The following is a 24,142-nucleotide window of genomic DNA, read 5'->3' as shown; positions in this document are numbered from 1 at the left end:
TGGCGGACCGGACGGGACTCGAACCCGCGACCTCCGGCGTGACAGGCCGGCATTCTAACCAACTGAACTACCGGTCCGCTGCTATCTTCTACTACGTAATCGGGTCATTGCCGTGGCAATGGTGGGTGGTACAGGGTTCGAACCTGTGACCCCCAGCTTGTAAGGCTGGTGCTCTCCCAGCTGAGCTAACCACCCCCGGTCACGTGGCGCTGCATTCTACAGGGGGCCCGATCAATGTCAACGCTTTTTGCGCTGCCATCGTGAACCTTTTCGTGAAGAAGAATCGCCACCCTTTCATCCACTTGGCCACACCGCCCGCGCCACGCGGCCTTCAGCATTTTTGCTCATGAATGGTCGCGCATAAACGCGGCGATCGCCTCCGACGCCTCGACGATCAGTGCCGCCTGATCGCGACCCGAGGCGCGCCTAGGTTGCCAGTCGTGATCGCCGTCCTCGAGCCAGTGCAGACGTGCCACCTCGGGCAGCGCATAGCCGACGACCTGCTCGCGGGTGCCGAAGGGATCACGGGTCCCCTGCACCGCCAGGGTCGGACAGGCGAGCGACGGCCAGTGGGCGAGGCGCAGTCGCTCCGGCTTGCCGGGGGGATGAAAGGGGTAGCCGCACAGCACCAGGCCCCGAACGGACGCTCGGTGGGAGGCCTGCGCCGCCAGCATGCTGGCCACGCGACCGCCCATGGACTTGCCCCCCAGCCAGGGTGGCGGAAGGTCACAGTGCGACACGCTGTCGCACCATAGGGACAGTTCGTCGACCAGACGATCAACCCGCGGCGGAGGACGACGGCGCCCTTCGCGGCGCATCGTCTGCAGGTAATCGAACTCGAAAGCCAGGGTCTGGACGCCGACGGTGGCGAGGGATTCGCGCAACCGTTGCATAAAGGTTGAATCCTGGCCCGCTCCGGCCCCGTGGGCGATAAGCAGACGCCCTACACGGCTTTCACCGTGGACTTCCAGCGGACCGAGCCCGGCAATATTCCAGCATCCCTGCTCGCCATCGCGTAGCCGCTGGGACAGCATCAAGCGGTCGATCGACGGCAAAACCCGACAAAAACGGTCCGACAATTTAGGCCTCCTCGAGTTCATAAATCAACACATTGACATGTTCAGCTTGCCGCACGCCTGCGCTAGAATCACCCTTGGTTAAAGACCTGCATCATCCTGCGGAGGTCACCCCGAGGCAGAATGCCGCGGGACACCCCCAAACCGCGTTCGATGGGAACCTGACATGAGCACAGCATTTGAACACCCGACCTACAACTACAAGGTAGTTCGGCAGTTCGCGATCATGACGGTGGTGTGGGGCATCGTGGGCATGGCCCTCGGTGTCGTCCTCGCCTCGCAGCTGGTATGGCCGGAACTGAACCTGGGACTGCCGTGGACGAGCTTCGGCCGCCTGCGCCCCCTGCACACCAACGCCGTGATCTTCGCCTTCGGCGGCTCGGCGCTGTTTGCCACCTCCTACTACGTCGTGCAGCGAACCTGCCAGGTACGACTGTTCTCGGACAAGCTGGCCGCCTTTACCTTCTGGGGCTGGCAGGCGGTGATCCTGTCCGCGGTGGTCACCCTGCCGCTGGGCCTCACCAGCACCAAGGAGTACGCCGAGCTCGAGTGGCCGATCGACATCCTGCTGGCCGTAGTCTGGATCAGCTATGCCATCGTCTTCCTGGGAACCATCAAGCTGCGCAAGACCTCCCACATCTACGTGGCGAACTGGTTCTTCGCGGCCTTCATCATCACCGTGGCCGTGCTGCACATCGTCAACAGCGCCTCGATCCCGGTGACCTCGACCTATTCGGTCTCGCTCTACGCGGGCGCCATCGATGCGATGACCCAGTGGTGGTACGGCCATAACGCGGTGGGCTTCTTCCTGACCGCCGGCTTCCTGGGGATGATGTACTACTTCGTGCCCAAGCAGGCGGAGCGGCCGGTCTATTCCTATCGCCTCTCCATCGTCCACTTCTGGGCGCTGATCATGGTCTACATGTGGGCTGGCCCGCACCACCTGCACTACACGGCGCTGCCCAACTGGACCCAGTCGCTCGGCATGGTGCTGTCGATCATCCTGCTGGCGCCCTCCTGGGGCGGCATGATCAACGGCATGATGACCCTCTCCGGCGCCTGGCATAAGCTGCGCACCGACCCGACCCTGCGTTTCCTGGTGGTGGCCCTGTCCTTCTACGGCATGTCCACCTTCGAGGGCCCGATGATGGCGGTGAAGACCGTCAACGCCCTTTCCCACTACACCGACTGGACCATCGGTCACGTCCACGCCGGCGCCCTGGGCTGGGTGGCGATGATCACCATCGGCTCCATGTACCACCTGATCCCGCGCCTGTTCGGCCGCACCGAGATGCACTCCGTGAACCTGATCGCCGTGCACTTCTGGCTGGCGACCATCGGCACCGTGCTCTACATCGCCGCCATGTGGGTCAACGGCATCCTGCAGGGTCTGATGTGGCGCGCCGTGAACCCCGACGGCACCCTGATGTACACCTTCGTCGAGTCGGTGGAAGCCAGCGGCCCGGGTTACATCGTGCGACTGATCGGTGGCCTGTGCTGGGTGGCCGGCATGCTGATCATGGCCTTCAACGTGTACATGACCGTGCGGCGCGGTGAAGGCGCCCGTCAGCCGATTCCGCAGACCGCCTGAGCCAACCAGGGAACGAGACACCAATGAGACACGAGATAGTCGAAAAGAACGTCGGTCTGCTCGCCGTGCTGATCCTGGTAGTGATCAGTTTCGGGGGCCTGGCGGAGATCGTGCCGCTATTCTTCCAGAAGCAGACCACCGAGCCGGTCGAGGGCCTCGAGCCTCTCTCCCCCCTGGAGCTCGCGGGTCGCGGCGTCTATCGTCGCGAGGGCTGCGTTGGCTGCCACTCGCAGATGGTGCGCCCCTTCCGCGCCGAGACCGAGCGTTACGGCCCCTACAGCGTCGCCGGCGAACAGGTCTACGAGCACAACTTCCTGTGGGGCTCCAAGCGCACCGGGCCGGACCTCGCCCGCGTCGGCGGCCGCTACAGCGACGACTGGCACCGTGCCCACCTCTACAACCCGCGTGACGTGGTGCCGGAGTCGATCATGCCGGCCTACCCGTGGCTGTTCGAGAACACGCTGAGCGGCGAGCGCATCGACGACGAGATGCGCGTCATGCAGACGCTGGGCGTCCCCTACACCGACGAGCAGATTGCCAACGCCAGCGAGGAGGTTCGCGGCGAGCGGGAGATTACCGCCCTGGTCGCCTACCTGCAGCAGCTCGGCACCGTGCTCAAGGATTCGCGCTGATCATGGATAACGGGATCGTCAACGGGGTGATCATCATCCTGCTGATCATCGCCTTCGCGGGGCTCACCATGTGGGCCTACTCGAAGCGACGCAAGCCGGACTTCGACGAGGCGGCCAACCTGCCCTTCGCCGATGAGGATGAACCGCCGCACCGTGACCAGAACGCCTCCCGAGAGGCCGATTCCCGACACGACAAGGGAGAGAGGAACACATGAACAATTTTTGGGGTGACTCCCTTTCCAGCTTCTGGAGCGCCTGGATCATCGTCATCACGCTGGGCACCATCGGCATCAGTGCCTGGCTGCTCTTCGCCAACCGCAAGACCGACAAGACCCCGGATGCCGAGGGCAACGTCGACACCACGGGCCACGCCGCCGACGGGATCGAGGAGTACGACAACCCGCTGCCGCGCTGGTGGTTCCAGCTCTACGTCGGCACCGTGATCTTTTCGCTGGGCTATCTGGTGCTCTACCCGGGCCTCGGCAACTTCTCCGGCCTGCTGGGCTGGAGCCAGGAGAGCCAGTGGGAGGAAGAGGTCGCCCGCGCCGAGGAGCGCTTCGCGCCGATCTTCGCCCAGTACCAGGAAGTGCCGATCCCGGAGCTGTCCCAGGACGGCGAGGCCATGCAGGTCGCCGAGCGCATCTACCTCAACAACTGCGCGATCTGCCACGGCTCCAACGCCAAGGGTGGCTACGGCTTCCCCAACCTGACCGACGATGCCTGGCTGTACGGCGGCGCGCCGGAAAACATCGTCCATACTCTGAACAATGGACGTAACGGCCTGATGCCGTCCTGGCAGCAGCTGGGCAGCGAAAACATCGAGAACGTGACCCAGCACGTGCTCTCGCTCTCCGGCAACGCCGAGGATGCCGAGCGGGCCGAACAGGGCGCCAGCGTGTTCGCCTCGGTGTGCGCCGCCTGCCACATGCCCGACGGCACCGGCAACCAGGCGCTGGGCGCGCCCAACCTGACCGACGATGCCTGGCTCTACCAGGCGCCGGGGCAGTCGCTCGCCGACTCGGTACGCCAGACCCTGCGTAACGGCCGCAACGGCCACATGCCGGCACAGGCCGCCTACATCGGTGAGGACAAGGTCCACCTCGTCGCCGCCTACGTCTACGGCCTGAGCCGCGAGGACTGAGCCTGCGATCGATGACGGCATGCAAAGGGTGCGGCCTCCGGTCGCACCCTTTCTCGTTATGCGGCCGCGCCGATACAATGTCGATTGTCCGCAGCGGGTTACCCCCGACGGCCCTCCCCTCCTTGCCAGCCACGAGCCTGCCATGAGCGAGAAGATCCCGACCCACGACGTCACCCCGGATCCGGTGCAGCAGCACGCGCCGAACGAGGCGGTCACCCAGCACATGTACCAAAGCCGGCGGCATATCTATGTCCGCGAGATCAAGGGCTTCTTCCAGCGCCTGCGCCGCGGATCCAACTGGGCCCTGATGCTGTCCTTCTTCCTGCTTCCCTGGGTGCCCTGGGGCGACCGCCCGGCCATCTGGTTCGACCTCCCCGGCCGGGAATTTCACATCTTCTCGGCGACCTTCTATCCCCAGGAGTTCATGCTGCTCTCGTGGCTCTTGATCATCTGCGCCTTCGGCCTGTTCTTCATCACGGTGTTCGCCGGGCGCGTCTGGTGCGGCTACACCTGTCCCCAGAGCGTCTGGACCTTCCTGTTCATCTGGGTCGAGCATCGCCTGGAGGGCTCGCGCAACCGCCGCATCAAGCTCGACAAGCAGTCCATGACCCGCGACAAGCTGTGGCGCAAGGGCGCCAAGCACGCCATCTGGCTGCTGATAGCCCTGGCCACGGGCCTCACCTTCGTCGGCTACTTCACGCCGATCCGCGACCTGGTCGTGGAGCTACCGACCCTCGAGGCCCACGGCTGGTCCTACTTCTGGGTCGGCTTCTTCCTGGTCTTCACCTACCTCAACGCCGGCTGGCTGCGCGAGCAGGTGTGCATCTACATGTGCCCCTACGCCCGCTTCCAGTCGGTGATGTTCGACCGCGACACCCTGATCGTCTCCTACGACGCCGCCCGCGGCGAGCCCCGCGGCCCGCGCAAGAAGACGCTAAGTCACGAGCAGGCGCAAGCTGCCGGCCACGGCGACTGCATCGACTGCGACCTCTGCGTGCAGGTCTGCCCCACCGGCATCGACATCCGCGACGGCCTGCAGTACGAGTGCATCACCTGCGCGGCCTGCATCGATGCCTGCGACAGCGTGATGGACAAGATGGGCTATCCCCGCGGCCTGATCCGCTACACCACGGAGAACGCCCTGGAGGGCAAGCCGACGCATATCCTGCGCCCGCGCCTGATGGGCTATCTCGCCGCCCTGCTGGTGATGATCGGCGTCTTCGCCTGGGCGGTGGCCGATCGCACGCCGCTGGACTTCGACGTCGAGCGCGAGCGCAACCAGCTGTTCCAGACGACTCAGGAAGGCCGCATCAGCAACGTCTACACCCTGATCGTACGTAACCTCGACGATCGGCCGCACAGCTACCGCCTGGAGGCCTCCGGCCTGCCCGGCCTGACCCTGGATACCCACGAGATCAGCGTGCCGGCCAGCGAATCGCGTCAGCTGGTGATCCAGGCCAGCGTACCGCCCGAGTCCATCGACCGGCCCAGCGCCGAGATCATCCTGCGCCTGGAGGCCACGGACGCCGACATCGCCATCGAACGTGACAGCCGTTTCCTAGGAGAGACCCGCTGATGAGTGCGGAACCCGAGAGCATCCCCCCCTGGTACAAGCAGTTCTGGCCGTGGTTCTTGATCGGCCTGCTGGCCTCGTCGGTAACCTTCAGCATCACCTACCTGGTGCTGTCGATTCACTTCTACGACGGCACGGTGGAGCAGGACTACTACAAGCAGGGGCTGGCCATCAACGAACAGCTGGCCAAGCAGGAGCACGCTCGCCAACTGGGCCTCGAGGCGGTCATGCGCGCCGACCCGCGCACCGGCGACATCGTCATCGACCTGGCGGGCGAGCGCCAGCCGGAGCGGCTCTACCTCGACCTGATCTTTCCCACCGAGAGCAGCCGCGATCGCTCGATGGTGCTGGAGCACGTGCGCGACGGGCGCTACGTGACGTCGATCGATCAGACGCTTGAATATCGCTGGTACCTGCACCTGCAGCCGGCCGAGGGCCGGGACGCCGAGTGGCGCCTGACCGGCGAGGCGCACTTCCCGACGGAAGGCGAGATCTCGCTCTCTCCCGGCATCTAGATGACCGCGACCGCGACATCCTCCCCGACGACCGAGGCCCCCGGCTGTTACCACTGTGGCAACCGGGTGCCCGCGGGCGCACCCTGGTCGATCACCCTGGACGACGAACGCCGGCCGCTGTGCTGTCCCGGCTGCGAGGCCGTGGCCCACGCCATCGTCGACGGGGGCCTTGCGAGCTACTACCGCTTTCGCACCGAGCTGCCCGAGCGGCCGGACGATCGCCAGGCGGTCAAGGCCGAGACCTGGGCGGTGTTCGATGACCCCGGCCTGCAGGCACGCTTCGTGCATCCCGACGGCGAGGGCGGCGGAGTGCACGCCACTCTGGCCGTGGACGGCATCACCTGCGCGGCCTGCGCCTGGCTGATCGAGCACCGCCTCAACGCCCTTCCCGGCATCGAGGCCAGCGCCGTCAACCTCTCCCACCATCGCCTGCGCGTCAGCTGGGATCCCGAGCGGGTAGCGCTGTCGCGGATCCTCGCCGAGATGGCCGCCATCGGCTATCCGGCACAGCCCTACGAGCCCGATGCGGCCCAGAGCCGGCTGCAGCACGAGGAGCGCATGAACGTGCGCCGACTGATCGTCGCCGCGGTGGCGATGATGCAGGTGCTGATGTTCTCGATCCCTATCTATGTGGCCGACCCCGGCGATCTCAGCGCCGACTTCGATGCCCTCTTCCACTGGCTCTCCTTCGCGCTGGCCACCCCGGTGGTGCTCTTCTCGGCGCAGCCCTTCTTCACCAATGCCCTGCGTGACCTGAAGACCCGCACCCTGGGCATGGACGTGCCGGTATCGCTGGCCATCGGTGGCGCCTACCTGGCCAGCGGCTATGCGGTGGTGGTCGGGCATGGCGACGTCTATTTCGATTCGGTGGCGATGTTCACCTTCTTCCTGCTGTTCGGCCGCTATGTCGAGGTGCGCGCCCGGCGCCGCAGCGGCCACAGCGGCAACGCCCTCGCAGGCGTATTGCCCCTCTCGGCGATCCGCCTCACCGAGGACGGGGAGGAGCGCATCCTGCCCTCCAGCGAGCTCGCCGCGGGCGACCGGGTACTGATCAAGCCCGGCCACGGCGTGCCGGCCGACGGCGTGATCGAGAGCGGCGAGTCGAGCCTCGACGAATCGATGCTCACCGGCGAGTACCTGCCGGTGACTCGACGGATCGGCGATCGCGTCACCGGCGGCAGCCAGAACATCGAGAGCCCGCTGACGGTGCGCGTCACCCATGCCGGCCGCGATGCGCGGGTCGCCGGCATCGTCGACCTCACCGATCGCGCCTTCGCCAGCCGGCCGCGCATCGCCCAGCTGGCGGCGCGCATGGCTCACCACTTCGTGCTGCAGGTGCTGCTGATCTCCGTCGGCGTGGCCGTCGCCTGGTGGTTCATCGATGCCGACCGCATGCTCTGGGTCACCCTGTCGGTGCTGGTGGTGACCTGCCCCTGCGCCCTGGCGCTGGCCACCCCCACGGCCCTGACCGCCGGCCACGGCCGGCTGCACCGACGCGGCGTGCTGATCACCCGCGCCGACGCCCTGGAAGCGCTGTCGCAGCTCGACCGGGTGATCTTCGACAAGACCGGCACCCTGACCAGCGGCGAGATGAGCCTGGTGGAGACTCGCCCGGTCGGCGACACCCTCGACGAAGCGCGCGCGCGTGCCCTGGCGGCCGCCCTGGAGGCCCAGTCCGAGCACCCCATCGCCCGCGCCTTCCACCCCTTCCGCGAGGCCGACATCAGCGCCGACGAGGTGCTCAGCCGCCCCGGCCGGGGCCTGGAGGGCCACATCGACGGGCGCCGTTGGCGCCTCGGCACCCCCGCCTTCGCCGCGCCCGAGGCAACGCCCGAGGCCCCCGGTGAGGGCCAGTGGCTGCTGCTGGCCGAGGACGGCACGCCACGCGCCTGGTTCGCCCTCCACGACCAGCTTCGCGAAGATGCTCGAGAGACCGTCGAGGCCCTCCAGGCGCGCGGCCTCGCGGTGGAGCTACTCTCCGGCGATACCGAATCGGCGGTGGCGGCCATGGCCGGACGCCTGGGTATCGCGACCTGGCAGGCGGCGGCCTCGCCGGAAGACAAGCTGGCACGCATCCAGTCACTGCAGTCTGCCGGTGAGCGGGTGGCCATGGTGGGCGACGGCATCAACGACGTGCCGGTGCTGGCCGGGGCCGACGTGGCCATCGCCATGAACGGCGCCACCGACCTCGCCCGCACCCGCGCCGACGCCGTCTTGCTGGGCCCTCGGCTGGGGCGTATCGTCGAGGCCATCGCGACCAGCCGTGCCACCCGGCGGATCATCCGCCAGAACCTGGCCTGGTCGCTGATCTACAACGTCTCGGCGCTGCCCCTGGCGGCAATGGGCTTCGTGCCCCCCTGGCTCGCCGCCATCGGCATGTCGGCGAGCTCGCTGGTCGTCGTCGGCAACGCCCTGCGCCTGACCCGCACCGGGCCTGAACGGCCCACCGGCACCGACTCCCCCAGGCTGGTAAACGCATGAGCATTCTCTACCTGTTGATCCCCCTCTCGCTGATCCTGCTGGGACTGGCGGTCTGGGCCTTCTTCTGGGCCGTCAAGCACGACCAGTTCGAGGACCTCGAGGGTCCCGCCTACCGCATCCTCTTCGACGAGGACGAAAACGACCGCCCGCGCGCCCCATCGGACGGCGATGCCGGCGCCGACGCGCCCCGGGACGAGGATCGCCGCAACTGATGGACCCCACCGGACTCGACCTTCCCCCGCTGGCGGCGGCCTTCGTCTTCGGCCTGCTCGGCGGCGCCCACTGCATCGGCATGTGCGGCGGCATCATGAGCGCCCTGACCTTCGCCGTGCCGCCCAGCATGAGAAGCCCGGCCCGACTCTCGGGGCTGCTGCTCGGCTACAATCTAGGGCGCATCACGAGCTACATGATGGCCGGCGCCCTGGTGGCGGGACTCGGTACGCTGATCGCCCTGAGTCCCCAGGCACGCCTGGTGCTGCAGGGCCTGGCCGCGGTAATGCTGATCCTGATGGCGCTTTACATCGCCGACTGGTGGAAGGGGCTACTCAAGGTCGAAGCGGTCGGCAGGCGCCTGTGGCGCCACCTCGAGCCCGTGGGGCGGCGGCTGATGCCGGTGGTCCGGGTGCCCCAGGCGTTCGCCCTGGGCGCCGTCTGGGGCTGGCTGCCGTGCGGCCTGGTCTACTCGATGCTCGCCTGGAGCCTGGCCATCGCCGACCCCTGGCGGGGCGCGACACTGATGGGCGCCTTCGGCCTCGGCACCCTGCCGGCCCTGCTGGCCACCGGCCTCGCCGCGCGCCAGCTCGGCGCCCTGATTCGCCATCCGGCCACCCGCACGCTGTCCGCGCTGTCGATCATCGCCTTCGCCCTCTGGCAGCTGTGGACGCTGCTGCCCGGGGCGACGATGCACTGACGACTCCGCCGATCGCGGCTTCGCTTGACGCAGCTCAACGCGGCAAAACTGGCGCCTCGCTAGCATAAAGGCATGTTTCCCTCCGGAGGGCCGACCATGCCCCCTCGCGCGTCAACCGCACCCGCTAGCGACGCCCCCTTCGCGGCGGCTTCGCCGGCTCCCGCCTATGGCTTCTACCCCACGCCCCAGGCGATGGGCGACGGCATTGGCGCCGAGGACTACCGCCAGGCACTCGAGCACAGCAACGCCGCGGCGCGTCCGCTGTCGCTCTACGTGCATCTGCCCTTCTGCCAGCAGGCCTGCTACCACTGCACCCGTCGGCCGGTCACCACCTCGGACACCCGACTGACCGAGGCCTATCTCACTCGACTCGACCGCGAGATGGTGCTGACCAGTCGCCATCTGGACGCTCGCCGGGAGGTCCGCTCCCTGCAGTGGGGCGGCGGTACGCCGACCTTCCTGACCCTGAACCAGATGGGCGACCTGATCGATCGGCTGGATGCCCGCTTCCGGCTGGCCGGCGATCGCGACCGGGAGTACCTCATCGAGATCGACCCCCGGGAGGCCGACGTCTTCACCCTGCGTCATCTCGAGGCCCTGGGCTTCAACCGACTGAGCCTCGAGGTGCTCGACCTGGACCCCGAGGTCCAGCGGGCGATCAATCGCCAGCAGGGCCGCGGCCTGACCGAACAGCTGCTCGACGAGGCGGACCGGCTGGGCTTCAACTCCGTGAACCTGAACCTGATTCTCGGCCTGCCCCGCCAGACCCTTGGCGGCTTCGTCGCCACGCTCGATCAGGTCATCGCCATGGCACCGTCGCGGCTGTCGCTGTTTCAGTACCAGCACCACCCCGAGCGCTTTCCCCACCAGCGCCAGATCCGTCCCGAGGACCTGCCCGCCCCGCTGGAGGTCCAGGGAATGCTGCAGGCGGCCATCGAGCGGCTCGCCGCCGCGGGCTACGTGCATCTCGGCCACGACCGCTTCGTGCGCGGCGACGACCGCCTGGCCAGGGCCCTCGTGACCGGGCGAGAGCGCCACGACCTGGTGGGCCTGGGCGTCACGGCCGTCTCCCGCCTGGAGGACCTGCACGTTCGCAACCCGCAGAGGCTCGAGGACTACGAGGCCGCCCTCGAGCGGGGGGAGCTGCCCACCGCCGTCGGCCACCGGCTGAGCCTGGACGATCGGCTGCGAAGCGCTGCCATCGAGAGGCTGATGTGCGATCTCCATCTCGACCTGGAGGAGCTCGGCGCGGCCTTCGGCCTGGACGCCGAGGCCCATCTCGCCGGACCGCTGGCGCGCCTGGCCCGCGCCGAGTCGCAGGGCCTGATCGCGTGCCGGGGCGCACAGTGGCGCGTGACTCCCACCGGTCGCCTGCTGATCCGTCAGCTGGCGGCGGCCTTCGACGCCTACCCCGCCGCGTCCTGAATGCCACGCCCCGACTGCCAAGTTCAGCGACGAGGTGTTAAGCGGTGCTTTGCCGGTGGGCGACTATCCCCCATAATGAGCACTGAGCCATCATCCATGGAGGAGAGCATGCCCGACCCCGCAACCGGCAGGCGCCGCGCACTGCTGAACGAGACTCGCTGCCAGACCTGCAGCCTGAGCTCGCTCTGCCTGCCGCTGGCGCTCGAAGTGCAGGACATGGATCAGTTTGAGGCCATCATCCGCCGCCGACCGCCGTTGAAGAAGGGCGAGGCACTGTTCCGCCAGGGCACTCACTTCACCAGCGTCTTCGCGGTGCGCTCGGGCAGCCTCAAGCAGGTGACCACCGAGGGCAGCGGCGAGGACCAGCTGACCAACTTCTACCTGCCCAGCGAACTGGTGGGCCTCGACGGCATCGACGAGGAGCGCTATCCAGGCACGGTGGTGGCCCTTGAGACCACCACGGTCTGCGAGATCCCCTTCGATCGCCTCGACGCCCTCTCCGAATCCCTGCCGGAGCTGCGCGGCCAGCTCTACCGCAGCATGAGCAAGGAGATGCGTGACGATCGCCGCATGATGCGCCTGCTGTCGCGCAAGACCGCCGACCAGCGCCTGGCGACCTTCTTCACCAGCCTCTCCGACCGCTTCCGGCGGCGTGGCTACTCGCCCTACAGCTTCCGGCTGTCCATGTCGCGGGCCGACATCGGCAACTACCTGGGGCTCGCGGTGGAGACCGTCAGCCGCATCCTGAGTCGCTTCCAGTCCCAGGGCCTGGTGGCCGTGTCCGGCCGCGAAGTGAACATCCTCGACCTGGAATCGCTGATCGAGGTGGCCGAACAGGAAGGCTGCCGCTAGCAGCGCCAAGCCGTAGGTTGACCAAGCCGCTACGGATCAGTCACTAACAAGGAACCCCATCGGAGCTCGTCTCCGATGGGGTTCCTTGTTTTAAGACTGCCGCCCTTCAGTGAGCCGCTCGGCGCTATCAGATTGGCCGCTCAGAGCTCGTTGTGCAGCGCGATGCGGTCGGCATTGAGGCGCGCCTGCTTCTCCTCGAGGCCCGCGAAATCGAAGAGCTCGCGGTCGGCAAGCTGGGAGGGCGCCACGTTGGTGACCGCCTTGAACATGCTCTCGAGCCGCCCCGGATGCGACGTCTCCCACTCGGCCAGCATCTCCTTGACCACCTGGCGCTGCAGGTTCGGCTGGGAGCCGCAGAGGTTGCAGGGAATGATCGGGAATTCCATGCGCCGGGCGAACTCGGCGATGTCGGCCTCCCGGCAGTAGGCGAGCGGACGAATGACCATGTTGCGGCCGTCGTCGGAGAGCAGCTTGGGCGGCATCGCCTTGAGGCTGCCGCCGAAGAACATGTTGAGAAACAGCGTCTCGAGGATATCCTCGCGATGGTGGCCCAGCGCCACCTTGGTGGCACCGATCTCCTCGGCGAAGCCGTACAGCGAGCCGCGCCGCAGCCGCGAGCAGAGCGCGCAGGTGGTCTTGCCCTCGGGCGTTTTCTCCTTGACCACCGAGTAGGTATCGCGCTCGAGGATGTGGTACTCGACGTCGAGCCTGTCCAGGTACTCCGGAAGCACGTGCTCGGGGAAGCCGGGCTGCTTCTGGTCCAGGTTGACCGCCACCAGGGAGAAGTTCACCGGCGCGTTGCGCTGCAGGTTGCGCAGGATCTCCAGCAGGGTGTAGCTGTCCTTGCCCCCTGAGAGGCAGACCATCACCCGGTCCCCCTCATGAATCATCCCATAATCGATGATGGCGTTGCCCACCTGGCGACGCAGCCGCTTCTGCAGCTTGTTGAAGGCGCGCTTTTCCGAGGCGTCGAGCTCGTCGGGAGGCGTCGCGGGGTCGGCGACGGGCCGCGGGGCGGTGTCGCGGGGATCGAACATCAGGGCGTCTGGCATGGTATCGGCGCTGCCTGGGCGGCTGGAAAATGGCGGGCGCTATCCTACCACTCTCGCCGCCGACAGGCGACGCGGGGCCGCCCGTATCGCAGCGATCAATAGACACGCGGCGATCAGCAGAAACGTTCAATCTCGGGCGGGCTGCGGGTCAGGCGCAGGTGGATCAGCGCCGTGGTCACGGCGTCACCGAGCGCCGTGTGCCGCCCCATCACCGGCACCCCCAGGCGCTCGGCCACCTGCTCGAAGCGCGGCCGGGTAACGAGTTCGGGATGGCTGCGACGCAGCCTGCGATAGTAGGCCTGAGCCACGTCGATGCAGGCGTTGGGCAGGTCGAACCCGAAGCGCGGCCGCAGGTAGCGGTTGAGCAGCGTCAGGTCGTCATCCAGGCGCCAGCCGATCAGCGGGCGATTGCCGACGAAGTCCAGGAACTGTGCCAGCGCCTCGTCGATGCCGGCCCCCTCCGCCAGGTCGATGCCGCGCAGGCCGTGCCGGCGGATCGAATCGCCACCGAGGCTGGAGGGACACGCCAGCCGCAGGTCGAGGGAGTCGCTGGTCAGGACGCGATCCCCGCGCAGGCGCACCGCCGCCAGCGACAAAAGCTCGGCCCGACGCGGGTCGGGGCCGGTGGTCACGCAGTCGATGGCGACCAGCTCCTCGCCGGTATAGGGCGCGAAGAGCCAGCCGTGATCGCCGTCGATCTGACGGCGTCGATCCGCGGCGCGGCGCAGGGCCCTTAGCATCAGGCCACCTCCTGTTGTTGAGTGGATCGAGCAGCGTCGAGACGCGTGGTGCGTCAGGAGTACTCGAGGTGGAAACGGTGCGACAGCCGCTGCTTGAATTCCTTGACGATGTGCAGGGCCTCGCGGAGCAGGTCCCGCTCCAGGGAGGAGAGCTCCTGCACCACCACCCGGTCGGGCTCCTCGCCCTTGCCTTCAGGGTCATCGAGGCGCTCGAGCTGCTGGCGAAGCCTCAGCTCGGTGAACAGCGACAGGGCCTCGCCCAGGTCCTCGGCGAAACGCTCCTCCAGCCGGCCGTCGGCAACCAGCGCGCCCAGCCGCTCCAGGGTGGAGGTCGCGGTGATGCGCCGCTCGAGTGCCAGGGTGCGTACCCCGTGGACGATGGGGAAGATGCCGCCCTTCTTGATGTCCACTCCGTGCTGAGGCTTCTTCAGCGACCCGAACAGCGTCAGCGGCGTGGAGAAACGCAGCGCGGTGCGGGCGAAGTAGGAGAGCAGGATCTCGTCGCGGCTGCAGCGCTCGAAGAGCTCCTCGCGCAGCCGCTCGAGCAGCGAGGCGTTGCCGGCCACTGCATGGGCGTCGAGCATGATCGCCAGGCGCATGAGGCTCTCGCCGTCGCGCTTCGCCGCCCACTGCGCGATGCGCTCGCGCCACTGGCTCTCGGTGCCCACCCACTCGGGGTTGGAGACCATGATGTCGCCGGGGCAGGGCGGGTAGCCCAGCTCGATCAGCGTCTCGGTGAGGCGTTGCATCTGCGCCTGGCAGTCGGGCCAGTCGAGATCGTCGGCCACTATCAGGCCGTTGTCCTGGTCGGTCTTGAGGATCTGTTCGCCACGCCCTTCGCTGCCCATCACGATCAGGCAGCTCTCCGAGTGATACTGCTCGTCGATCAGAAATCCCCAGGCCTTGTTCATGATGCGCCCGTTGAGCGCCGCCAACAGCCCCATGGCGAAGCGCAGCTTGACGCCCTGGGCCATCAGCGCCTTGACCAGCTCCGGCGTGCGACGGCTGGCGGCGGACAGCGCCTCGAGGCTGTCCGCCTGCTCCACCTGCAGGCTCACCACGTAGCTGCGGCTGGAGAAGTAGCTGAGCACATCGGTCAGCTCGACCACGCCGCAGGGCCGGTCGCCTTCCATGACCACGACGCGCTCCACCTTGCAGCGGGTCATCTGGACCAGCACCTCGAACAGGTACTGCTCGGGCGTCGCCGTGATCAGCGCGAAGTGCGCCACGTCCTGCACCGGGCTCTGCTGGGTCAGGCCCTCGAGCACCAGGGCGTTGAGCAGGTCGGTCTTGGTGACCATGCCCGGCCCCTGCTCGCCCTCGACCAGCAGGCTGTCGGCGTGGCTGTCATTCAGGGTATGTACCGCCTCGGCCAGGCTGGTGCTGGCCGCCACCAGCAGGGGGGAACGCATGCACTCACTGACGCGAGCCAGCATGAAGCCCGCCATGGTGACGCCGCCCTCGGCGCGGCGCTCGGTGAGCAGGCGTGTCTTCTGGGCCAGGCGCTGGCGGAAGAACTCGGCGAAGGCCGGATAGGCCGTACAGAGCTGCTTGAAAACCCCCTTGGGCAGCAGGTAGCAGAGGCTCTCCTGTTCGGCCCGGAAGCGATAGCGGCTCTTGCCGTTGAGGATGCTGATGGCGCCGAACAGGTCGCCGGCCGTGTAGTGACCGATATGCGACTGAGCGCCGGGCAGGGTCGGGTCCAGCTCGGCGACCTCGCCCTTGTGAATCAGAAAGAGATATTCCCCGGCCTGGCCGGCATCGAGAATGATTTCCTCGCGGTCGAAATAGGCCAGGTCGATGCTGCGGCGAACGCGCTCGCGGCCTTCCTCGTCGAGGAAGGTGAAGGGGGGATGGGAGAGTTCTACATCGACCATGGGGCTGTCCTCGTTGCGCGGCGTTCACCACCCCGCTGACCTCGGCGCACTCGGCGTCCAGCAAGCCTTCAAGATAGCAAAGTCGGTGCGGTATAAAGACCTAGACAATCGTCCTAACCTGGCCGTCTTAGACCATCGTCAAACACTGCCCTTCGACGCCCCTCAACCCGGTGGCATTTCGAGGCTATACCATCGTCCTATGCACGCCCCGAAGAGAATAAAAACGCCTTCTAAATAATAACGTAAACGCTTGATTAAAAAACAATTAACAAAAACACCCTATGCCAATTTTTCATCATGATACGAAAGTCTGGGATTTATTTTCGGCGTTTGCTGCCCAGACTTGGGCATGAGCCATACAGGGCATTCCCGCGTCGACACTTCACCACGACCGGCCGCGGGCCACCCGATGACAGGCCAGCTCAGACTCCGCCATCGAGGCTGTTCCGTCGGCACGACTGTCCTGATGAGTGATGCAAACGCTCCGGGCAACTTTCCAATCTCAACAACAAGTGGAGAGCAACACTATGGCAGACGACAAGTCTAATGCCGCTGCTTACTGGAAGGCGAACGTACGCCTGATTACGGGGTGCCTGATCGTCTGGGCCTTCGTGTCGTACGGCTTTGCCATCCTGTTTCGCCCGCTACTGGCTGGCATTCCAGTAGGAGGAACGGACCTGGGCTTCTGGTTCGCCCAGCAGGGATCGATCCTGACCTTCATCGCGATCATCTTCTTCTACGCCTGGAAGATGAACCGTCTCGACAAACAGTTCGGACTCGGGGAGTAAGCCAGCATGAGTCAGTTTGCCATCAACCTGCTGTTCGTAGGGGCCTCGTTCGCCCTCTACATCGGCATCGCGATCTGGGCCCGCGCCGGGTCGACCAAGGACTTCTACGTCGCCGGCGGCGGGGTTCACCCGATCACCAACGGCATGGCCACCGCCGCCGACTGGATGTCCGCGGCGTCCTTCATCTCCATGGCCGGCCTGCTGGCCTCCGGCGGCTATGCCAACTCCACCTTCCTGATGGGCTGGACCGGCGGCTACGTCATCCTGGCCATGCTGCTCGCGCCCTACCTGCGCAAGTTCGGCAAGTTCACGGTGCCAGACTTCATCGGCGACCGTTTCTACAGCAACACCGCCCGCCTGGTTGCGGTCATCTGCCTGATCGTCGCCTCGATCACCTACGTCATCGGCCAGATGACCGGTGCCGGCGTGGCCTTCTCGCGCTTCCTCGAGGTCAGCAACACCTGGGGCATCTGGATCGCCGCCTTCATCGTCTTCCTGTATGCCGTGTTCGGCGGCATGAAGGGCATCACCTATACTCAGGTCGCCCAGTACGTGGTACTGATCATCGCCTACACCATCCCGGCGGTGTTCATCGCCCTTGAGCTGACCGGTAACCCGATCCCGGGGCTGGGCATGTTCAGCACCCACACCGAATCCGGCGTGCCGCTGCTCGAGAAGCTGGATGACGTGGTCAACGCGCTCGGCTTCCGCGACTACACGGCCGACGTCGACAACAAGCTGAACATGGTGCTGTTCACCCTGTCGCTGATGGTCGGTACCGCGGGCCTGCCCCACGTCATCATCCGCTTCTTCACCGTGCCGAAGGTGGCCGATGCGCGCTGGTCCGCCGGCTGGGCCCTGGTCTTCATCGCCCTGCTCTACCTGACCGCGCCCGCCGTGGGTTCCATGGCTCGCCTGAACCTGATGACTACCGTCTATCCGGACATGGCCGGCCAGGTGGAAAGCTATGAAGACGCCGCGACCAACCCGATCCGCTACGAGGAGCGTCCCGAGTGGGTGCGGACCTGGGAAGAGACCGGCCTGATCCAGTTCGAGGACAAGAACAACGACGGCCGCATCCAGGTCTACAACGACAGCAGCGAGGCCTTCGCCGACACCGCCGAACAGCGCGGCTGGAACGGCAGCGAGCTCAACGTCAACAACGACATCCTGGTGCTCGCCAATCCCGAGATCGCCAACCTGCCCAGCTGGGTCATCGGCCTGATCGCCGCCGGTGGTATCGCCGCGGCACTGTCCACGGCCGCCGGCCTGCTGCTGGCCATCTCCTCGGCCATCAGTCACGACCTGATCAAGACCATGATCAACCCGAAGATCACCGAGAAGGGCGAGATGCTGGCGGCGCGTATTTCCATGGGCGGCGCCATCCTGCTGGCGACTTACCTCGGCCTGAACCCGCCCGGCTTCGCGGCGCAGACGGTGGCCCTGGCCTTCGGGATCGCCGGTGCCTCTCTGTTCCCGGTGCTGATGATGGGCATCTTCTCCAAGCGGGTGAACAACAAGGGCGCCGTCGCGGGCATGCTGACCGGTCTCGGCACGACCCTGCTCTACATCTTCACCTACCTGGGCTGGTTCTTCATCCCGGAGACCAACATGCTGCCCAACACGCCGGATAACTGGATTCTGGGCATCTCACCGCTCTCCTTCGGTGCGGTCGGCGCGATCTTCAACTTCGCGGTCGCCTTCACCGTCTCCAACGCCACCGAGGAGCCTCCGCAGGAGATCCAGGACCTGGTGGAGAGCGTTCGCTATCCCAAGGGCGCGGGTATCGCCACCGGGCACTGACGTCTCAGGACCTTCTGGGCCATAATGGCCCCCTGGCCCGGCCAGTCCGGGCCGCACAACCTCACCGATCGGGCTTCCTCAGGGAAGCCCGATTGCTTTAAGGATGAATGATCTATGATTTGGCACCTGATTGCGGCGGTCTTCGCCGGCCTCGGCGCCGCGGGGGTCGGGCTGATCCTGCGCCTGGCCAGCGGCAAGCGCCTGCCGCGCTGGATCGTCCCGGTCTGCGCCGGCCTCGGCATGCTGGCCTACCAGATCCATCACGAGTACTCCTGGTTCGAGCACAAGCGCCAGCAGCTGCCCGACTCGGCCGAGGTGGTCGACGTGAAGCAGAGCCAGGTCTTCTGGCGTCCCTGGACCTTCCTCTTTCCGATGACCACGGCCTTCACCATCGTCGAGCAGGACAAGCTGGCGGTGAGCCGGGCCGACGGCGAGCGGCTGGTCGAGTTCCTCCTCTATCGCTTCGAGAAGGAGTACGTGGATCAGGTGAGCCACCAGGCCTGGCTGATGAACTGCGCGACCCGGGAAATGCTGCCCCTCGAGGGCGAGGCGCGAACGCCCGGTACCGAGGAAATGCGTCGCCTCGAGGCGTCCGCCCCGCTCTACGGGGTGCTCTGCCCGCGGGCCTGACCCCCGAGGCGGCTGCCCCACGCACCGGCCTTGCCCTAGAATGGGCGTCTTCGGAAGGGAGTTGAGTGCATGTTCGCCGGCTGGCTGCTGATTGTCGTTTCACTGCTGTACATCACCGTGCTGTTCGCCATCGCCTGGCGCGGCGATCGCCACGCTCGCCAGCACGGGGCGAGCCGACGCCGGCCGGTGATCTACAGCCTGGCGCTGGCCATCTACTGCACCTCCTGGACCTTCCATGGTGCCGTGGGCCAGGCGGCCACGTCCGGCTGGTCGTTCGCCAGCATCTTCGTCGGCCCGATCCTCACCCTGCTGCTGTTCTGGCCGGTGCTGGCCAAGATGATCCGCGTCGCCAAGCACCAGAACGTCACCTCCATCGCCGACTTCATCGCCTCGCGCTACGGCAAGACCCAGTCGCTGGCGGCCTTCGCGAGCCTCGTGGCACTGATCGGCACCCTGCCCTACATCGCCCTGCAGCTGAAGGCGGTCGCGACCTCCTTCAGCGTGATCACCGCCGCCTCGGACATCACCCGGGCCCCGCTGTTCGGCGACACCGCCTTCTACGTGGCACTGGTGATGGCCGCCTTCGCCATCCTCTTCGGCACCCGCCACACCGATGCCACCGAGCACCACGAGGGGCTGATCCACGCCGTGGCCTTCGAGTCGCTGGTCAAGCTGGTGGCCTTCCTGGCGCTCGGCACCTACGTCACCTGGGGCATGTTCGACGGCCTGGGCGACCTTCTGGGCCGCGCCGAGGAGCAGCTGGCGCTGCAGCGCCAGCTCGCCGATCAGGACTTCGGCCAGAGCTTCTGGGCCCAGACCCTGCTGGCCATGCTGGCGATCCTCTGTCTGCCCCGCCAGTTCCACGTCGCGGTGGTCGAGAACATCCACCGCGACGACGCCACCAAGGCGCGCTGGCTCTTCCCCCTCTACCTGCTGGCCTTCGCCTTCTTCGTCATCCCGATCGCCGCGGCCGGCCTGACCGTCTTCTCCGAGAGCCGCATCGAGCCCGACACCTATGTGCTGGCCCTGCCGATGGCGGCCGACAACGCCTGGCTGACGCTGTTGACCTTCATCGGCGGCTTCTCGGCGGCCACCGGCATGGTGATCGTCGCCGCCGTGGCGGTCTCGATCATGATCTCCAACGAGATCGTCATCCCGGCGCTGTTTCGCCTGCGCTGGTTCGATACCAAGCCGCGGGACTACGGCCGCCTGGTGCTGCGCGCCCGGCGCATCACCATCGTGGTGATCCTGGCGATGGCCTACGGCGTCTATCACCTGATCGGCGAGTTCAGCTCGCTGGCCAACATCGGCATGCTGTCCTTCGCCGCCGCGGCGCAGTTCGCCCCGGCGCTGATCGGCGGCCTCTACTGGAAGCGTGGCAACCGGCTCGGGGTGATCGTCGGCATGAACGCCGGCTTCGCCATCTGGGCCTACAGCCTGCTGATGCCGACCATGATCACCACCGGCGTGCTGCCGGTCGACTGGGCCCACGGCGGCCCGCTGGACATCGCCTGGCTGGCCCCCACCTCGCTGTTCGGCCTCAACGTCGGCGACAGCTTCACCCACGGCGTGATGCTCTCGCTGGGCGTGAACCTCTTCTGCTACATCTTCGTCTCCCAGATGACCCCCCAGCGGGTGGTCGAGCGCATCCAGGCCTCGCTGTTCGTCGACAGCGTCGAGACCCGCCAGACCTCGGTGAACCGCCCCTGGACCGGCGCCACCACCGTGGGCGACCTGAAGGTGCTGTGCGAGCGCTTCCTGGGCGCCGGCCAGGTGAGCCGCGCCTTCGAAGACTATGCCCGGCGCACCGGCAAGCCGCTGGAGGACAATACCCGGGCCTCCATCGACGTCATCCAGTTCACCGAACGCTTCCTGGCCTCGGTGCTCGGCGCCTCCTCGGCGCGTATCGTCGTCAACTCCGCCCTGCAGGGCCGCGGCATCGGCATCTCCGACGTGATCTCGATCGTCGACGAGGCCTCCCAGGTGCTGGAGTTCAACCGCGCCCTGCTCCAGGCCACCATCGAGAACATCAACCAGGGCATCAGCGTGGTCGACCAGAACCTGCGCCTGGTGGTGTGGAACCAGCGCTACCTGGAGCTGTTCCGCTTCCCCGACCACCTGATCCGGGTCGGCGCGCCGATGGACAAGATCTTTCGCTACAACGCCCACAACGGCGAATACGGGCCCGGCGACCCCGAGGAGCACGTGCGACTGCTGATCGACAACATCCGCGAGGGCCAGCCCCACCGCTACGTGCGCTACCGCCAGGACGGCAGCGTGCTGGAGGTGCAGGGCAACCCCATGCCGGGCGGCGGCTTCGTCTACACCTATCAGGACATCACCCAGCAGAAGCGCATCGAGGAGGCGCTGATCCGCTCGGAGAACAACATCCGCATCTACACGGACAACGTGCCGGCGCTGATCGCCTACTTCGACAAGGAGTGTCGCTACCTCTTCACCAACCGCGCCTATGAGCAGGCCTTCGGCATCGACCGCAATGCGGTGATCGGCAAGCGCATCGACGAGGCCATCGCGCCCGACATGGCCCACGAGCGGGCCCCCTGGATCGAGCGCGCCCTGGCCGGCGAGCGGGTCAGCTTCGAGGTCTCACTGCCCATCGGCGAGGCGCGGCGCTACATGCTGGTCACCTACACGCCGCACTTCGGCGACAGCGGGGCGATACTCGGCTTCTTCGCCCTCTATCAGGACATCACCGAGCGGCGCCGGGCCGAGATCGCCCTCAAGGAGACCAACGAGACCCTCGAGGAGCGCGTGCGCGAGCGCACCCAGGCACTCTCCGAGGCCAATGCCGCGCTGCGCCAGGAGAACCGGGTGCGCGCCGAGGCCGAGCTGGCCCTGCGCCAGGCCAAGCAGCTCGCCGAGGACGCCAACGCCTCGAAGACGCGCTTCTTGGCCGCGGCCAGCCACGACCTACTGCAGCCGCTCAACGCCGCGCGGCTCTTCACCTCGGCGCTGGCCCAGCAGATGGACGCCGACGACACCAAGCGCACCATCGGCCATATCGACAACTCCCTGCAGGCCGCCGAGGAGCTGCTCGGCACCCTGCTCGACATCTCCAAGCTCGATGCCGGCGCGCTGACCCCCAGGCGCAGCCACTTCGCCCTGGCCGACATCATCCGGCCGCTGCGTGCCGAGTTCGCGGTGATGGCCGAGGAGCGCGGGCTGGACCTGGTGGTGGTGCCGACCGGCCAGTGGGTCGACAGCGATCCCCAGATGCTGCGCCGCATCGTCCAGAACTTCCTGTCGAACGCCATCCGCTACACCCAGGCGGGCCGCGTCCTGCTGGGCTGTCGCCGCCACGGCGAACGGCTCACCATCGAGGTCTGGGACTCGGGCCCGGGGATTCCCGAGGCCAAGCAGACCGAGATCTTCCAGGAGTTCCGGCGCCTCGATCAGGCCACCCGGCACAAGGAGAGTGAGAAGGGCCTGGGACTCGGGCTCTCCATCGCCGATCGCATGGCCCGGGTGCTCGACCACCCCATCCGGGTGCGCTCCTGGGAGGGGGTGGGCACCATGTTCTCGGTCAGCGTACCGACCGTGGCACCGCGCACCGCGACCCAGCAGGCCGAGGACGCCGCCCCGAAGCGGGCCGGCAACAAGCTCGACGGCACGCGCATCCTGTGCATCGACAACGAGTCGCTGATTCTCGAGGGCATGAAGGCGATGCTCTCGGGCTGGGGCTGTGAGGTCTTCACGGCCACCACCATCGGCGGCGCCAAATCCGTGCTGCGCCACCTGGACGGCGCCCCGGACGCGATCCTCGCCGACTACCATCTGGACAACGAGGTCACCGGCCTGATGGCCCTGGAGGCCCTCGGCGACCGGCTGGAGGAGGCCGTGCCGGGCATCGTGATCACCGCCGATCGCACCGAGGAGGTCGCCGAGGAGGTCAAGCGGTCGGGCTATCAGCTGCTGTTGAAGCCGGTGCGCCCCGCCGCCCTGCGCGCCCTGCTCACCCGCACCCTGCAGGCCAGCCGCGCGGAGCGACACTCCTAGTGCCGTTAGCGCCATGACGATCCGCGAGCGACGCGGCGGCGAGCCGCGTCAATAAAAACCGCCGATGAAAGGCCGCGTTTAACGACACACCCCGCTCTACGACACACCCCGAAACGAAACGCCCCGCCGGATGCAATCCGGCGGGGCGTTGTCGTGCGGGCGGCGCGTGGCGGGTGAACGCCCCGAGTCAGGACTCGACCTTGGGCGGCTCGACCTCGAGCTTCTGGGCGGCGATCACCGCCTGGGTGCGGGAGTGCACGCCGAGCTTTCTGAGGATGGCGGTGACGTGGGCCTTGATGGTGGCCTCGGAGACGCTCAGCTCATAGGCGATCTGCTTGTTGAGCAGCCCCTCGGTGAGCATGTTGAGCACCCGGAACTGCTGCGGGGTCAGCGAGGCGATCGCCTCGGCGAACTTGGTCTCGTCCTCGTTGGCCTCGCCCAGGGCGTCGGCCATCTCGGCCGGCAGCCATACCTCGCCGTCGAGAATCTCGCCCACCGCCTCGGCGATCAGCTGCAGGGAGGAAGACTTGGGAATGAAGCCCGAGGCGCCATAGTCGATGGCGCGGCGCACCACGTAGACCTCATCGCTGCCCGAGACCACCGCCACAGGGATGTCCGGCGTCTGGCCGCGCAGCTGAATCAGGCCGGAGAAGCCATGGGCGCCCGGCATGTGCAGGTCCAGCAGGATCAGGTCGGCATCGGGATGCCGGGTGACCACGTCGGTAGTGGCCTCCATGGTATCGGATTCGACGATCTCGGCCTGGGGCGCCAGCTGGCGCAGGGCCTGGGTCAGGGCCGCGCGGAACAGCGGATGGTCATCGGCAACGATGAATTTCTGGGCAAAGGCCATGGATCTTCCTCCGGTTCCTCGAGCGGCGGACCGACGACCGCCACGCTGGGCTCTCGATTTGTTATCGCATGTTACCCCATGGCCTAGGCGATTCCCAAGAGGCGAGAAACAATGAGGCGCTTATCGGCTATCGCCGGCCCTTCACCCTTCATCGACCGCACACGAAGAAGCCGGCCCGTGGGGCCGGCT

At 66.9% G+C, this 24,142-nt stretch carries 20 protein-coding genes and 2 tRNA genes; 15 read left to right on the top strand and 7 right to left on the bottom strand.

Going from position 1 to position 24,142, the window contains the following annotated elements; translation table 11 throughout:
• The 3 genes from BM388_RS03935 to BM388_RS03925 all read right to left on the bottom strand — a co-directional run bounded on the left by BM388_RS03935 (position 1) and on the right by BM388_RS03925 (position 1,034).
• A tRNA-Asp gene (locus BM388_RS03935) sits at positions 1-77 on the bottom strand.
• A 42-nt stretch (positions 78-119) separates the two neighbouring features.
• Positions 120-195, bottom strand: a tRNA-Val gene (locus BM388_RS03930).
• A 149-nt stretch (positions 196-344) separates the two neighbouring features.
• Positions 345-1,034 carry an alpha/beta family hydrolase gene (locus BM388_RS03925; RefSeq protein ID WP_089847532.1) on the bottom strand — a complete coding sequence of 230 codons (690 nt, stop codon included), beginning with the start codon at positions 1,032-1,034 and terminating at the stop codon, positions 345-347.
• A gap of 208 nt (positions 1,035-1,242) precedes the next feature.
• Here BM388_RS03925 and ccoN point away from each other — a divergent pair, with 208 nt between their 5' ends.
• The 11 genes from ccoN (at position 1,243) to fnr (ending at position 12,196) form a co-directional block, all read left to right on the top strand.
• The gene (ccoN, locus tag BM388_RS03920; protein ID WP_089847436.1) at positions 1,243-2,667 is read left to right on the top strand and encodes a cytochrome-c oxidase, cbb3-type subunit I; all 1,425 of its coding nucleotides are present in this window, start codon (positions 1,243-1,245) and stop codon (positions 2,665-2,667) included.
• A 23-nt stretch (positions 2,668-2,690) separates the two neighbouring features.
• Entirely contained in the window at positions 2,691-3,299 is a 609-nt protein-coding gene (ccoO, locus tag BM388_RS03915) for a cytochrome-c oxidase, cbb3-type subunit II (protein ID WP_089847433.1), read from the top strand.
• Positions 3,300-3,301: 2 nt separating this feature from the next.
• Complete coding sequence (locus BM388_RS03910; protein WP_089847431.1) at positions 3,302-3,514, top strand: cbb3-type cytochrome oxidase subunit 3; 213 nt, start codon at positions 3,302-3,304, stop codon at positions 3,512-3,514.
• Positions 3,511-4,440 carry a cytochrome-c oxidase, cbb3-type subunit III gene (gene ccoP / locus BM388_RS03905; protein WP_089847430.1) on the top strand — a complete coding sequence of 310 codons (930 nt, stop codon included), beginning with the start codon at positions 3,511-3,513 and terminating at the stop codon, positions 4,438-4,440. Before BM388_RS03910 ends, ccoP begins: the two co-directional genes overlap by 4 nt.
• A 142-nt stretch (positions 4,441-4,582) precedes the next feature.
• On the top strand, positions 4,583-6,016 hold the full coding sequence (gene ccoG, locus BM388_RS03900; protein WP_089847429.1) for a cytochrome c oxidase accessory protein CcoG: 1,434 nt from the start codon (positions 4,583-4,585) through the stop codon (positions 6,014-6,016).
• Positions 6,016-6,528, top strand: a complete 513-nt coding sequence (locus BM388_RS03895; RefSeq protein ID WP_089847427.1) for a FixH family protein — start codon at positions 6,016-6,018, stop codon at positions 6,526-6,528. The genes ccoG and BM388_RS03895 overlap by 1 nt, the downstream gene beginning before the upstream one ends.
• Positions 6,529-9,009, top strand: a complete 2,481-nt coding sequence (locus tag BM388_RS03890) for a heavy metal translocating P-type ATPase (protein WP_089847425.1) — start codon at positions 6,529-6,531, stop codon at positions 9,007-9,009.
• The gene (ccoS, locus tag BM388_RS03885) at positions 9,006-9,221 is read left to right on the top strand and encodes a cbb3-type cytochrome oxidase assembly protein CcoS (protein WP_089847423.1); all 216 of its coding nucleotides are present in this window, start codon (positions 9,006-9,008) and stop codon (positions 9,219-9,221) included. The genes BM388_RS03890 and ccoS overlap by 4 nt, the downstream gene beginning before the upstream one ends.
• Complete coding sequence (locus BM388_RS03880) at positions 9,221-9,919, top strand: sulfite exporter TauE/SafE family protein (protein WP_089847421.1); 699 nt, start codon at positions 9,221-9,223, stop codon at positions 9,917-9,919. The genes ccoS and BM388_RS03880 overlap by 1 nt, the downstream gene beginning before the upstream one ends.
• Positions 9,920-10,015: 96 nt before the next feature.
• Entirely contained in the window at positions 10,016-11,344 is a 1,329-nt protein-coding gene (gene hemN, locus BM388_RS03875) for an oxygen-independent coproporphyrinogen III oxidase (protein WP_089847419.1), read from the top strand.
• A 108-nt stretch (positions 11,345-11,452) separates the two neighbouring features.
• Positions 11,453-12,196, top strand: a complete 744-nt coding sequence (gene fnr / locus BM388_RS03870) for a fumarate/nitrate reduction transcriptional regulator Fnr (RefSeq protein WP_089847417.1) — start codon at positions 11,453-11,455, stop codon at positions 12,194-12,196.
• Positions 12,197-12,336: 140 nt separating this feature from the next.
• On the opposite strand, the gene ttcA is transcribed toward fnr, so the two are convergent.
• From ttcA to BM388_RS03855, 3 genes are all read right to left on the bottom strand, one after another.
• On the bottom strand, positions 12,337-13,248 hold the full coding sequence (gene ttcA / locus BM388_RS03865; RefSeq protein WP_089847415.1) for a tRNA 2-thiocytidine(32) synthetase TtcA: 912 nt from the start codon (positions 13,246-13,248) through the stop codon (positions 12,337-12,339).
• A 113-nt stretch (positions 13,249-13,361) separates the two neighbouring features.
• Positions 13,362-13,988: a 3'-5' exonuclease gene (locus BM388_RS03860; protein ID WP_089847414.1), complete on the bottom strand. Its 627-nt coding sequence runs from the start codon at positions 13,986-13,988 to the stop codon at positions 13,362-13,364.
• A 53-nt stretch (positions 13,989-14,041) separates the two neighbouring features.
• Positions 14,042-15,865, bottom strand: a complete 1,824-nt coding sequence (locus tag BM388_RS03855) for a DUF294 nucleotidyltransferase-like domain-containing protein (RefSeq protein ID WP_089847412.1) — start codon at positions 15,863-15,865, stop codon at positions 14,042-14,044.
• A 527-nt stretch (positions 15,866-16,392) separates the two neighbouring features.
• On the opposite strand from BM388_RS03855, the gene BM388_RS03850 reads away from it, so the two are divergent.
• From BM388_RS03850 to BM388_RS03835, 4 genes are all read left to right on the top strand, one after another.
• Positions 16,393-16,653: a DUF4212 domain-containing protein gene (locus tag BM388_RS03850; RefSeq protein WP_089847410.1), complete on the top strand. Its 261-nt coding sequence runs from the start codon at positions 16,393-16,395 to the stop codon at positions 16,651-16,653.
• A 6-nt stretch (positions 16,654-16,659) separates the two neighbouring features.
• Positions 16,660-18,456, top strand: coding sequence for a sodium:solute symporter family protein (locus BM388_RS03845; RefSeq protein WP_089847407.1), 1,797 nt, complete (start codon positions 16,660-16,662; stop codon positions 18,454-18,456).
• A gap of 114 nt (positions 18,457-18,570) precedes the next feature.
• On the top strand, positions 18,571-19,086 hold the full coding sequence (locus BM388_RS03840) for a hypothetical protein (protein ID WP_089847405.1): 516 nt from the start codon (positions 18,571-18,573) through the stop codon (positions 19,084-19,086).
• Between the two features lie 69 nt (positions 19,087-19,155).
• Positions 19,156-23,103: a hybrid sensor histidine kinase/response regulator gene (locus tag BM388_RS03835; RefSeq protein WP_089847403.1), complete on the top strand. Its 3,948-nt coding sequence runs from the start codon at positions 19,156-19,158 to the stop codon at positions 23,101-23,103.
• 187 nt (positions 23,104-23,290) lie between these two features.
• Here the strand turns inward: BM388_RS03835 and BM388_RS03830 are convergent, their stop codons facing one another.
• On the bottom strand, positions 23,291-23,953 hold the full coding sequence (locus tag BM388_RS03830) for a LuxR C-terminal-related transcriptional regulator (RefSeq protein WP_089847401.1): 663 nt from the start codon (positions 23,951-23,953) through the stop codon (positions 23,291-23,293).
• Positions 23,954-24,142 lie beyond the last annotated feature (189 nt).

It is taken from the genome of Halomonas saccharevitans, from assembly GCF_900116405.1.
Classification (GTDB): domain Bacteria; phylum Pseudomonadota; class Gammaproteobacteria; order Pseudomonadales; family Halomonadaceae; genus Halomonas; species Halomonas saccharevitans.
The sequence above is the reverse complement of the archived record's forward strand: the minus strand, read 5'-3'. Positions and strand labels throughout refer to the sequence as shown.

What these genes read in the sequence shown, in the direction of transcription:
- BM388_RS03850 (WP_089847410.1), top strand. Translation starts at nt 16,393, where the DNA reads ATGGCAGACGACAAGTCTAATGCCGCTGCTTACTGGAAGGCGAACGTA.
- BM388_RS03845 (WP_089847407.1), top strand. Translation starts at nt 16,660, where the DNA reads ATGAGTCAGTTTGCCATCAACCTGCTGTTCGTAGGGGCCTCGTTCGCC.
- BM388_RS03860 (WP_089847414.1), bottom strand. Translation starts at nt 13,988, where the DNA reads ATGCTAAGGGCCCTGCGCCGCGCCGCGGATCGACGCCGTCAGATCGAC.
- BM388_RS03895 (WP_089847427.1), top strand. Translation starts at nt 6,016, where the DNA reads ATGAGTGCGGAACCCGAGAGCATCCCCCCCTGGTACAAGCAGTTCTGG.
- ttcA (WP_089847415.1), bottom strand. Translation starts at nt 13,248, where the DNA reads ATGCCAGACGCCCTGATGTTCGATCCCCGCGACACCGCCCCGCGGCCC.
- BM388_RS03925 (WP_089847532.1), bottom strand. Translation starts at nt 1,034, where the DNA reads ATGCTGTCCCAGCGGCTACGCGATGGCGAGCAGGGATGCTGGAATATT.
- ccoN (WP_089847436.1), top strand. Translation starts at nt 1,243, where the DNA reads ATGAGCACAGCATTTGAACACCCGACCTACAACTACAAGGTAGTTCGG.
- ccoO (WP_089847433.1), top strand. Translation starts at nt 2,691, where the DNA reads ATGAGACACGAGATAGTCGAAAAGAACGTCGGTCTGCTCGCCGTGCTG.
- BM388_RS03880 (WP_089847421.1), top strand. Translation starts at nt 9,221, where the DNA reads ATGGACCCCACCGGACTCGACCTTCCCCCGCTGGCGGCGGCCTTCGTC.
- ccoG (WP_089847429.1), top strand. Translation starts at nt 4,583, where the DNA reads ATGAGCGAGAAGATCCCGACCCACGACGTCACCCCGGATCCGGTGCAG.
- hemN (WP_089847419.1), top strand. Translation starts at nt 10,016, where the DNA reads ATGCCCCCTCGCGCGTCAACCGCACCCGCTAGCGACGCCCCCTTCGCG.
- BM388_RS03855 (WP_089847412.1), bottom strand. Translation starts at nt 15,865, where the DNA reads ATGGTCGATGTAGAACTCTCCCATCCCCCCTTCACCTTCCTCGACGAG.
- BM388_RS03830 (WP_089847401.1), bottom strand. Translation starts at nt 23,953, where the DNA reads ATGGCCTTTGCCCAGAAATTCATCGTTGCCGATGACCATCCGCTGTTC.
- BM388_RS03840 (WP_089847405.1), top strand. Translation starts at nt 18,571, where the DNA reads ATGATTTGGCACCTGATTGCGGCGGTCTTCGCCGGCCTCGGCGCCGCG.
- ccoP (WP_089847430.1), top strand. Translation starts at nt 3,511, where the DNA reads ATGAACAATTTTTGGGGTGACTCCCTTTCCAGCTTCTGGAGCGCCTGG.
- ccoS (WP_089847423.1), top strand. Translation starts at nt 9,006, where the DNA reads ATGAGCATTCTCTACCTGTTGATCCCCCTCTCGCTGATCCTGCTGGGA.
- fnr (WP_089847417.1), top strand. Translation starts at nt 11,453, where the DNA reads ATGCCCGACCCCGCAACCGGCAGGCGCCGCGCACTGCTGAACGAGACT.
- BM388_RS03910 (WP_089847431.1), top strand. Translation starts at nt 3,302, where the DNA reads ATGGATAACGGGATCGTCAACGGGGTGATCATCATCCTGCTGATCATC.
- BM388_RS03835 (WP_089847403.1), top strand. Translation starts at nt 19,156, where the DNA reads ATGTTCGCCGGCTGGCTGCTGATTGTCGTTTCACTGCTGTACATCACC.
- BM388_RS03890 (WP_089847425.1), top strand. Translation starts at nt 6,529, where the DNA reads ATGACCGCGACCGCGACATCCTCCCCGACGACCGAGGCCCCCGGCTGT.